Source organism: Mesorhizobium sp. M0802 (assembly GCF_040320115.1).
Classification (GTDB): domain Bacteria; phylum Pseudomonadota; class Alphaproteobacteria; order Rhizobiales; family Rhizobiaceae; genus Mesorhizobium.
Genome location: NZ_JAMYOY010000044.1, coordinates 1 through 9,086, shown reverse-complemented (window position 1 = coordinate 9,086; position 9,086 = coordinate 1). Strand labels below are relative to the sequence as shown.

The window sequence follows — 9,086 nt, the reverse complement described above, 5'->3', positions numbered from 1 at the left end:
GCGAAACGGTCCGGCTACTCCCCATGGACGAGACCATCAGCATCGCCCGCGAGGCCGCTCCATCCGGCTCGGGTCCGTTGCTGATCGGCGACTACACCGACAATCCCGATGGCGGTGCACCTGGCGATGCCACCAATTTGATTCGCGCCCTGATCGCAGCCGGCATCAAGGGCGTTGCGGTCGGCGCCATCGCCGATTCGGACGCCGCCGCGGCCGGGCTCAAAGCGGGAATCGGCGCGACGGTTACGGTAGACCTCGGTGGCAAGAAGGATCCGCGCTTCAGCGGCACGCCGATCCGACTGATCGGAACGGTGGGCGCCGTCTCCGACGGGATCTATGTCCGCAAGGGCAAGGTTGCGAATGGCACCAGGGCTAATATGGGCCCGAGCTTCCGCCTCGATCTCGACGGCATGCAGATTATTGTCGCCACCTACGCCACGCCGATCTACGAGCGCGAGCAGTTCCGTATGTACGGCATCGAGCCGGAGCGCGTGAATATCCTCGCCTGCAAGGCGATGAACCACTTCCGTGCCGATTTCGAGCCGATTGGGCGGAGACTCATCTATGTCGATGCCGGCGGCCTCTGCTCGCTCAACTTCAAGCAGTTTCCTTGGAAAAAACTCAGGCGGCCGATCTGGCCGCTGGACTTGAGTTGAGACGGCTCGGCTGGTTGAGACTGAGCGCTTGATCGCGATGCGCTTTCGGGGCGTGGCGTTGACCAGTGGGCCTGCCGCCGCAGATAAAGGATGGGACTCACGGCCCATTACCGCTTGGGAAGGCAGGCTATCTTCAGGTGATAGTTTAACCCGCGCCATGCATCTGATTGACGGCAGGTGGTCCTTCGTGTGCTGAAAGTATTGCAAGGCGACCCGCTCAAGATCCGGGCGTTCTAACATGCCGAGAATGGAGAGGCTATAAATGCAACCACGTCGGCCGCAAACCGGGGGGACCAAGACGAGCGGTGATGTCGAAGGGCGGAGATCGGTTCGTTGCACGCCTCGAAGCCGGTGCGGTAAGCGCGAAAGGCGCTACAAGCGTGGACGCAAGCATAATTGCTATTGATCTTTGATCAAAGATTTGATAGTGTATGCGTGCGGATCAATTGTGGCGCCATGTACGAGAAACTGTGAAGCTGGGTTTGCGAAAGGCACGAAAGACCTGGGAATCGCCATGAAGCGATCCTCGCGACTTCAGTGAGTGCAGAACGCACGACGGTCGACAGCGCGCTCGGAGGGCGAGGTCCGATCCAGTTATCGTGGATCGTGAATCGGGCAATTAGCCGAATGGCGAGCTGGACCGCTCGCAAGGCTTTGCCGGGGGGAAGCAATCCGCAAAGCAAGCGGCAATGGGACTGCTCAAAACAGGGAGTAAAAACATGGAAATTTCTCGACGCGATCTCATCAAGTTGAGCGTAGCTGCAGGAACCGCCTGGTCGGCACCGTCTATTGTGCGGGCTCAGGCTGCTTCAACTGACACGCGGGTGCTGCGCCTGGTGCTCGGGGGCACTCTTCCCGCGAGTTTTGATCCGCTCTTTACGACAAGCGGCGATACTCAAGACCATGGCTTAGCTATTTATGATACGCTCTTTGCGTTCGACTCCAAGCGGGCGGCACGTCCACAAATGATCGACAATTGGGGCGTGTCCGAAGACAGGTTGACCTATACATTCGCACTTAGGGACGGCTTGGGCTTTCACGATGGATCCCCTGTCACCGCTGCTGACTGTGTGGCCTCGATCCGCCGTTGGGGTGCGGCGGCCCCGGGTGGAAAAATGCTAATGGAAAAGGCAAAGGATGTCTCGAAGAAGGATGAGAGAACCTTCACGATTTCACTGAGGGAGCCATTCGAGCTTCTGATCGACACGCTGGCCTCGCCAACACAGTTTCTAGCTGTAATGAGACAGAAGGACGCGAATTTTTCCCCAACAGAGCAGGTAACAGACAATATCGGATCGGGGCCGTTCAAGTTCAATCGTGCTCTCGCCAAGCCTGGCGCGAACTTCAGCTACGACCGCTATGAAAAATATGTGCCCCGGAAGGAGGCGCCCGACGGGTTGGCTGGGGGGAAAATTGTAAAAGTTGACAGAGCCATTTGGGAGAATATCTCAGATCAACAGACGGCGTTGGCCGCGTTGCAGGCGGGGGAGATTGATTTCCTGCTTACTTGCCCCGCCGACTTCTATTCTACAGTCGAGAGCGATCCCGATCTCCAATTGCAGGTCGTTCTGGGGGGAGGGCAAGACTATTTTGCGCGGGTTAATTTTCTCCAGCCGCCGTTCGACAACGCCAAGGCGCGTCAAGCGCTTTTGCATTTGGTAGACCAGGAGGCATTCCTGAGGGTCACGGCTCCCGATCCTAGGTTTGCCCAGAGTTTAACCTCTATATTCGGTACTGGATCTCCATACTCAAATGACGAAAATACGGGATGGTATAAGAAGGGCGGCGACCCAGAGCGGGCCAAGCAGCTCTTCAAGGAGGCCGGATATGCCGGCGAGAAGGTCGTCATTCTCGACTCTACAGACTGGCCACAAGGCGACAATTGCGCCCAGTTGCTGGCGTCAGAGTTAAAGAAGATCGGCGTCAATGCCGAGCTGGCGCCGAGCGACTGGGCCGGCATAACCGCGCGCCGAGCGAACAAAGGCCCCGTTGAGGGAGACGGCTGGAACATTCACATATCGAATTGGCCCAATCTCGCTCTCTCCGATCCAATCGGGGCCGCTCTCCTCCAGGCGAATGGCGAAAACGCTTGGTACGGCTGGCCGAAGAATGACGAATATGAGGCGCTACGGAGCAAATGGGCGGTTGTCAGAACGCTGGATGAGCGCAAGGCTCTGGCCCGCAAGATGCAACACCTGTGGTGGGACTTTGTCGGAGCGGTTTTCCTGGGTCAGGCGGTCGAGCCCTCTGCACGCCGCAAGACGCTCACCGGCGTCATAAGCAATGACTTGGGACGGTGCCCGATGTGGAACATGGAGAAAGTCTCGGCCTGATGACAGTCTACATCTTCCGCAGAGTTGTTTCGGCCATCGCTGTCATGGCGATGGTCGGGATTTTCGTCTTCCTGCTTCTCAGGCTGGCGCCGGGCGACCCGGCTGCCATGATCGCCGGCCGGTCGGCCACGGCTGAAGTAATTGCCGGCATTCGTGAGCAGCTGGGCTTGAACGATCCTATGCCGGTTCAGTTCATCCGTTGGGTGCGCGACATGCTCAGCGGCAATTTTGGCACCTCGATCTTGACCGGACGACCGGTTCTCGAGCTCGTCTCGCAGAGGCTTGAAGCGACTCTTTCCCTCTCAATCCTGACGATGATTCTCGCAGTGACGGTCGGGGTCTCCTTCGGCATCCTTGCCGCGTGGCGATCTGGCGGTCTCGTCGACCGCCTCCTCACGGCCTTTTCTGCATTTGGTTATTCAGTCCCGGTATTCGTCATCGGCTTCTTCCTGATCTACTTTTTCGCCATACAAACACATTGGTTGCCGGTCCAGGGATATGCGCCGATCGAGGGTGGTCTTTGGCCTTGGTTCGTGCACCTGATCCTGCCCACCGTGACCCTTAGTCTTGGCTACATCGCTTTCATCGCCCGGGTTACCCGGGCCAGCATGCTAGAAGTCCTGTCGGAAGACTATATGCGAACAGCCGCAGCCAAGGGCGCTTCCTCTTATGCTATGCTTTTCCACCATGCCTTGAAGAATGCCGGCGTACCGATCCTGACCGTCATCGGCATAAGCTTCGCCTACATGATCGGCGGAGTGGTTCTAACGGAAACGGTGTTCAACATACCCGGTACCGGTCGGCTGGTGGTGAGTGCGTTAAGCAACCGCGATTATCCGATTATTCAGAGCGTGCTCATGCTGACTTCGGGTCTGTACGTCCTTATCAATCTCACGGTCGATCTTGCTTATACGCTGATCGATCCGCGCATCAGGTACTGATATGACGATTTTTTCCGCACCAGTTGAATACGTTCCTACGGGTCGCCTGCGAATATCTGATTTTCCCCGTCTGGCACGGCGTCATCCGCTGGTCTTGATCGGCGGCGGCCTGTTGGCGCTCCTGATTGTTCTGGCACTCGCCGCCCCGCTTTACGCCGGCGATCCGGGGAACATGGATCCGTTCAAACGTCTCCAGCCGCCTTCGGGCAAAATGTGGTTTGGAAGCGATAATCTTGGTCGGGACGTGTTCGCGCGAACGATCTTCGGCGCCCGGATCTCCCTTATGGTCGGATTGATGTCGGCGGCGTGCGCGGCTCTGCTTGGGCTCCTCATCGGGATTCTCGCCGGCTACAACCGCACGTTTGACAATATCGCCATGCGGATCATGGACGGCCTGATGTCGATCCCGACGATTCTGCTGGCCATTGCGCTCATCTCTCTGACGGGTCCCGGGATTGGCATCCTCATCGTCGCCATTGCTATTCCCGAGACGCCGGCGGTCGCCCGATTGGTCCGCTCGGTGGTCCTCAGCGTTCGCGAACGTCCGTACGTGGAGGCGGCGCTCTGCGGCGGTGCGCGGCTGCCGAAGGTGCTCTTGCGGCATATCCTCCCGAGCACCATTCCGGCACTCATGGTGCAAAGCGCCACAGTGAGCGCGAGTGCAATTCTAACCGAAGCTGGGCTGAGTTTCCTCGGGGTGGGTGTGCCGCCCGAAATCCCCAGCTGGGGCAACATGATCGCTAGTTCGCGCTTGTTTCTCGCAATCGCCCCACTGACCATCTTCGCCCCGGGAATATGTCTCGCTGTCACGGTTCTTGCGGTGAACCTGCTTGGCGATGGTCTGCGTGATATGTTCGATCCCCGCACCAAGCGGAGGCGCTGACATGCAAATGCACAATACGATTAACCATGACTTGCTTCTTGACGTTCGAGACCTTGAGACGCACTTTTACGGCGAGGAAAGCGTTACCCACGCGCTGGGCGGCATCAGTTTCCAGATAATGAAGGGGGAAACTCTCGGTGTCGTCGGCGAATCCGGGTGCGGGAAGAGTGTCACCGCCCTTTCCATTCTTCGTCTGCTACCGAAGCTGACCGCCAAGACCGTTGGCGGCGAAGTCCGCTTCGGTGGACGGGATCTCCTAAATCTGTCTGAACGGGAGATGCGCAAGATCCGCGGTGGTAAGATCGCCATGATCTTCCAGGATCCGATGACGAGTCTGAACCCGGTCTGCACGGTCGGTCAGCAGATCGCTGAAGCGGTGCAGATCCACACGGGAGCCTCCCGTTCAATTGCGATGGCCAAGGCCGAAGAAATGCTCCGCTTCGTCCGCATCGCAGATCCCGAGCGTCGCGTCAACAACTATCCCCATGAGCTGTCCGGCGGTATGCGCCAGCGCGTCATGATCGCCATGGCGCTTGCCTGCTGTCCAGAACTGTTGATCGCCGACGAGCCGACGACGGCGCTCGACGTTACGATCCAGGCGCAGATCCTGCGGCTGATCGTCGATTTGAAAGAGCGTATGGGAACAGCCGTGATGTTTATCACGCATGATCTGGGCGTTGTGGCCGAGACATGCCAGCGCGTCATCGTCATGTATGCTGGCCGGATCGTCGAGCAAGCGACCGTAACTGATCTGTTCGCACGTCCCATGCATCCTTATACTCAGGCTCTCATGCGCTCCGTGCCTGACCGGCGGCGCGGCCGTCAGCGCCGTCTGCCGGAAATTCCCGGCATTGTACCAAACCTCCGTGAACCGATTATCGGGTGCAACTTTGCACCGCGCTGCCCGTTCGCGATCGATCTTTGCCGCGAGAAGACGCCCGTCCTGCGTGACATTGAATCGGGTCACGCCGCAGCCTGCTGGCGCTCAGACGAGCTTGTATGCGCATGAGCGGTCCATTGCTGAAAGTCGAGAATCTGACCAAGCATTATCCGCTCGGCGGGGGATTTTTCAAGAAGACCATTCCGGTGGTGCGGGCAGTGGAGGGAGTGTCTTTTTCCGTCGAGGCAGGTGAGACGCTCTGCATCGTCGGCGAATCCGGTTGCGGCAAGTCCACTGTCGCGCGGCTATTGATGCGACTCACCGATCCGACAGGCGGACGCGTCATGATCGATGGGACCGATATTGCGGGCCTCAAGAAGCACGAGCTTCGCGCGCATCGCCGTAGGATGCAGATGGTGTTTCAGGATCCTTACTCATCACTGAACCCGCGTCTCACCGCTGGACAGATTATCACCGAGCCCGTCGAGAATTTCGAGCGCCTCAGCCGAAAGCAACGCAACGCCCTTGCGGCGGACCTTCTTCAGAAGGTTGGAATGGCGCCCGAGATGATGCACAGGCTACCATCCGAACTGTCGGGCGGCCAACGGCAACGGCTCGGCATTGCGCGTGCGCTGTCGCTCAACCCCTCGCTCATCATCGCCGACGAGGCGGTGTCAGCCCTGGACGTCTCCGTGCAGGCCCAGATCTTAAATCTGCTTTTGGATCTCCAGCAGCAGATGGGTATCGCCTTCGTCTTCATCTCGCATGACCTTGGCGTCGTCGAGCATATCGCGCATCGCGTCGCCGTCATGTATCTGGGGCGGATCGTGGAACTCGCCCCGAGCGAGGTGCTCTTTGCGAAACCGGTGCATCCCTATACCGAGGCGCTGATCGCGGCGGCCCCGGTGCCGGATCCCACCCGAGTCCGGCTGGAGCCGCCCGTCGAGGGCGAGGTGCCGAGCCCGATCAACCCGCCGACAGGGTGCGCGTTCCACCCGCGCTGTCCGCTCGCGGTCGAGCGTTGTCGATTCGAAGTGCCGCCCCTGGTGCCAATGGCAGACGGCCGCGTCGTGGCCTGTCATGTGCGCGCTCCGGCTACAGCCACCCCCCAAGGCCGCCAGCTGCCGACTTCAACATGGACGCTGGTGGGATGAAACAGGTTAGGCTCGCTCAGAGAGCAGCGGATCATTGAGATGCAGATGACGGGCGATGGCGCCACGCTAGGCGACCTGGTCGCGTGGTGTCTGGACTGAAGTGTTGATCTGTGGTTCCCTCAATGAGTACAGTGGATTAAGGGATCCTGCCTCACCGGCGCATTGGTCTGCAAAGCTTGGTTTAGCTGTTGATCGCAGTCAAGCATTCGTCTTTGAATGCGCTTGCCAGTGATTGACTGGGAGCCGATCGATAAGGCCCTTTGTGTGGTTCCTGCTCTGCGAAGCGCGAGCCTGCCTCGCCGAGAGGCTTTGTTCAAGTCGATGCTGCTGTGAATTGGGTACGACTTGTCCGATGTTAAGCTGGGCGACAGAGGACGTTCCGACGATTCTACCGGTCTCGGCGCAAGAGCCGACACCTAAGCGAACGACTGTCGTGCCTTCGAAAGGCCCTTGTTGCCGTGTTCAGGACAATACGACGTTCGAGGGGATCAACTGGTCAACCCGTCAACGCTGGTAGGGCGTTAGGCCGAGGAAGAAGTCGACATCGTTGACGCGGGTAAGGTACCTTCTTACTTGACCCCGGATTCCCCCAAGAAGTGATAGGCACATTTCTATGATATCACGCTCCATTTGTCCGAGGTTGGAAACGCTCGTTGATTACCGAGACCATTCTCGACATGGTACAAATGATGGGCGCGCACCTGTGTGCCGTGCAGTGCCTGCGTGGCACGCCATACGAAATATGGGAGGCGCCCTCGGGAAGCGACAAATCGTTTTTGCGAAAGTCTTCCAAATTGGGTTCTATTCGCTCTTATGAGTGTCCGCGCCGTGAAAGAATGTGCATTAAAACTGTCCTACCCCCTTCATGTCTTCATCAACCTGACGTATGAGTCAAACATTCAATTTAATTGATCGTTGATCAAGTGAAAGAAGGGCGCATATCATGACCGAATCTCCAAAGGCCAAGCCAGATCGAATTATGCAGCCGATCGAGCCAGCCCTGATGCACGATCGGGTTTACGCATCGTTGTCGGCTGCCGTGATGGCAGGACGGTTCATTCCAGGTCAAAGTGTCATCATCCGGGAGGTCGCCGCCCAGTTCGAGACTAGTCCGATGCCTGTTCGGGAAGCAGTTCGTCGCCTAGTCGCGCTTAGAGCCTTTATCTCGTTGCCGAACCGGGCTGTACAAGTGCCGGAATTTTCTCCGGAGACGGTACGAGATCTTTGTCGAGTGCGACTGGGGATCGAAGGACTGGCCACATTATGGGCAGCGGAAAATGCAACGCCAAAGCTTGTAAAGCTCCTCCGGAAGTTGCTGCGCCGGGAGATCGAATGTGCAGGTAAGTCAGATTTCAGCGGTATGCTCGACGCTAATCGAGCATTCCATTTTACGATATATCAGGCGGCTGGATCCGAGAAGCTGCTGCCCTGCATAGAAATGCTCTGGTTGCAGATAGGCCCGTATTTTGGGGTCCTTAATGGGCATCCGAGTCTCGGCCGTTACCACGACGAACATGAGCGTATCATCGAACGGCTAGAAGAACAGGATGGACCCGGCGCTCAGGCTGCCATCTCGCGGCATATTACCATGGCTGCGGAAGACATACTCGCGGCATGGCCTAAGCCCGCTGCCTCACGGCACGACGGCGTAGAACATGTAGTTTCATCAAATCTCATCTAAAATTAACTCGGCCCAGCGATCGAGGAAGGCTTCAAAAGTCGAGACCGCGTAGGCAAGATCGTCCGTGCCGATGGGCAAAGACAAAGCGATGAAACCGGGACGAGCAATGTTTATCCCATTCAAAAGAAAATCGAGATGAAGCAGGGATTTAAGCGCGCCTCTGGTCTTGGCTAAATCTGCGGGCGTGGCAGCAAGTTTTGTTTGCTGGCTGCATCGTTCAGCATCGCACGTAGCCTGTCACCTGACACATCGCCATGCTGACCGGTAGTGGGTTGTCAAAGCCGAGGCAGACATTGCCGACGTTGTCGCCAACTAGACTAGGATGATATCGACGGGATCAAAGGATCAAACCAGCGGGCCGTGACAGCATCATAGCCCGTAGTCATCACCAGTCGGCGATCGTCCCAAGCCTGCTGCTGGAGCTTTGGGATCTGTGACCGCTAAATTAGTGCATCCGACGAGGAGAAATGACTCAACTAACGAGTCGGCCCTGAACAATGGCTAAGCCATTGACGCGGCAGTGCCGCAGTGACGGGAGGAAGTATCCGGTTTGGCGGC

The 9,086-nt window shown here is 57.9% G+C and carries 7 protein-coding genes and 1 pseudogene; 7 read left to right on the top strand and 1 reads right to left on the bottom strand.

From position 1 onward, the window contains the following. The 7 genes from NKI10_RS30530 to NKI10_RS30500 all read left to right on the top strand — a co-directional run. On the top strand, positions 1–656 hold a 656-nt coding region (locus NKI10_RS30530), incomplete at its 5' end, for an MlrC C-terminal domain-containing protein (RefSeq protein ID WP_352862594.1). Between the two features lie 719 nt (positions 657–1,375). Next, complete coding sequence (locus NKI10_RS30525) at positions 1,376–2,989, top strand: ABC transporter substrate-binding protein (RefSeq protein ID WP_352862595.1); 1,614 nt, start codon at positions 1,376–1,378, stop codon at positions 2,987–2,989. Beyond that, positions 2,989–3,930, top strand: a complete 942-nt coding sequence (locus NKI10_RS30520) for an ABC transporter permease (RefSeq protein WP_352862593.1) — start codon at positions 2,989–2,991, stop codon at positions 3,928–3,930. Before NKI10_RS30525 ends, NKI10_RS30520 begins: the two co-directional genes overlap by 1 nt. 1 nt (position 3,931) lies before the next feature. Continuing rightward, on the top strand, positions 3,932–4,813 hold the full coding sequence (locus NKI10_RS30515; RefSeq protein WP_031194352.1) for an ABC transporter permease: 882 nt from the start codon (positions 3,932–3,934) through the stop codon (positions 4,811–4,813). Position 4,814: 1 nt separating this feature from the next. Then, positions 4,815–5,822 carry an ABC transporter ATP-binding protein gene (locus NKI10_RS30510; protein WP_352862592.1) on the top strand — a complete coding sequence of 336 codons (1,008 nt, stop codon included), beginning with the start codon at positions 4,815–4,817 and terminating at the stop codon, positions 5,820–5,822. Further along, positions 5,819–6,847 carry an ABC transporter ATP-binding protein gene (locus NKI10_RS30505; protein WP_050588740.1) on the top strand — a complete coding sequence of 343 codons (1,029 nt, stop codon included), beginning with the start codon at positions 5,819–5,821 and terminating at the stop codon, positions 6,845–6,847. Before NKI10_RS30510 ends, NKI10_RS30505 begins: the two co-directional genes overlap by 4 nt. A gap of 943 nt (positions 6,848–7,790) precedes the next feature. Then, positions 7,791–8,528: a GntR family transcriptional regulator gene (locus NKI10_RS30500; RefSeq protein WP_352862591.1), complete on the top strand. Its 738-nt coding sequence runs from the start codon at positions 7,791–7,793 to the stop codon at positions 8,526–8,528. A 247-nt stretch (positions 8,529–8,775) separates the two neighbouring features. Here the strand turns inward: NKI10_RS30500 and NKI10_RS30495 are convergent. Then, positions 8,776–8,959: pseudogene (locus NKI10_RS30495) on the bottom strand (3-methyl-2-oxobutanoate hydroxymethyltransferase); the annotation flags it as partial. Positions 8,960–9,086 lie beyond the last annotated feature (127 nt).